The 1,878-nt window shown below is 28.8% G+C and carries 1 protein-coding gene and 1 pseudogene; both read right to left on the reverse strand.

Annotated features, from left to right (window positions below; all coding sequences use genetic code 11):
- Positions 1-379: 379 nt before the first annotated feature.
- Positions 380-1,513 (reverse strand): GHKL domain-containing protein, encoded by a 1,134-nt coding sequence (locus tag EKM67_RS10640; RefSeq protein ID WP_125578949.1) that lies wholly within the window; start codon positions 1,511-1,513, stop codon positions 380-382.
- A 102-nt stretch (positions 1,514-1,615) separates the two neighbouring features.
- Positions 1,616-1,798: pseudogene (locus EKM67_RS11045) on the reverse strand (LytTR family transcriptional regulator DNA-binding domain-containing protein); the annotation flags it as partial.
- Positions 1,799-1,878 lie beyond the last annotated feature (80 nt).

The following is a 1,878-nucleotide window of genomic DNA, read 5'->3' on the forward strand; positions in this document are numbered from 1 at the left end:
AACCAGATTTCTCAAAATCGAGAAGTTTGGTTGTCTTTTTAAAACGGGTGATTATTTACCGCTTACAATTTAAAATCAAACAGCGCTATTGATTCGAACCAAAAAGTTTCGGATCAGTGGCGCTGCTTTTGATTACGGTCGTTTATTGGGTGCTTACTTTTTTCTGACATAAAAGCCCTCCAATATTCTTGATAGAATTAGAATACCAAGGATTTGGCGGGCTTCATAGATGGGCTGTTGTTTACTGCTTAACCTGCTTACTACTGCTTACCAGAGTAACGCAAAAGACAACCCGATTTCTCAATTTCGAGAAGTTGGTTTGCCCTTTTAAACAATCTATTATTTACTGCTTACACTTATTAGGTATGAATTAGAAAGATTAGAAATTAATAATGATTGTAATGCTATAATTATCACCTTTTTTATCTATTATTACGTTACCACCGTACTTTGCTACTGTCTCCTTAACTATACTTGTTCCCAGTCCATGATGTTTAGTTTTATTTAAAAGTTTTTCTGTTTTGACTGTATTAATAATTTTAAAATAAAAAATAGAATCATTATAAATGAAATTTATATATGCAGACTTTCCATCGCTTATATCAGCATGAAACAATATATTGTCAAGAATATTGCCAACAATTAAAGATATGTCTTTATCGGTAATTATCTTTGTTAAAGGATCAACATCGAAATTAAAACTCACAAAGGTAATTTTATTATCTAGTGCCAATTTAAAATTATTAATTTGAGCATCTATGATAATATTTCCAGTTTGCTGCATATAATTATTTATTTTCTCCTGCTGATTAGGCAGTAATTCCCTTATAAGATCTTTAGCATCAGTGTATTTATGATTTTCTAACAAAGTTAATAAGGTTACCAAGTACTTTCGGAAATCATGTATTAATTTACGTTGTTGTTCATATGATTCTAAGCGAGAAGAATAATTTGAAATCATCAGGGAAGATCGTTTATTTTTGGAATCTAATTCTAAATTTCGTTCGATAAATAACTGAAAAGAATATATTATCATGAAAGAAAATTGATTGATAATAATTACTATTATTAAGCTTAACAATACAAGTTTATTTTGATTGATTTCATTCTTTATAAAGGTGAGTAAAATACAGGATAATATGGGGATTGGGAAGATAATATACCAATAAAAAGATATTTCTTTGATTCTTATATTTTTAATAATGGCAATTATGACAAGAAAAGACGATTGAAAAAGAAAGCTGGTTAGAATTATTAGATTATTTTGACTTGAATAACTCAAGTGATCAATGGAATTTCCTAAAATTAAAGTACTGAATAATTCGGATAAAGCACTAATGAAAATATAAGTTGCAGCAGCTATAGTTATTTTTCTAAAGTTGATTTTTAGTATATTAAGCGATATCAGTGTAATAAAAAAAGATAACAAGCCATTTAATAGATTCGGGATATCTATTATAGTAGTAATAAAGTACTCCAAACCGGACACTATAACAAAAATAATTTCAGTCAATAAGTCTTTATTCGTTTTTCCTACTATAGTGGTACAAATGTAAAATGCCAAAAGCGCCTGAGTCAAACTCGTGAAAATTGAAAATGAGATAGTCAAAATAAATTAAACTATGGCAAAGTCTGAATACTCACGTCTGAAATCATTTTTAAATTTCCGACCGAGAGGTAAGATATCGCCTTGTTTAAGAATTATTTTATTTGAGGAAAAATGATGAATATAGTTTAGATTAACTATAAATGATCTGTAAACTTGAACAAACTTGTATTTTTCCAAGATCTTAGCATAGTGATTTAGTCGTCTGGATCTGAGTCAAGAATCCGGACACGTTTATGTATAATTTAAGCGACTAATTCTTCCTTTTCATT

The organism is Lapidilactobacillus mulanensis, from assembly GCF_003946215.1.
In the GTDB taxonomy this organism is placed as follows: domain Bacteria; phylum Bacillota; class Bacilli; order Lactobacillales; family Lactobacillaceae; genus Lapidilactobacillus; species Lapidilactobacillus mulanensis.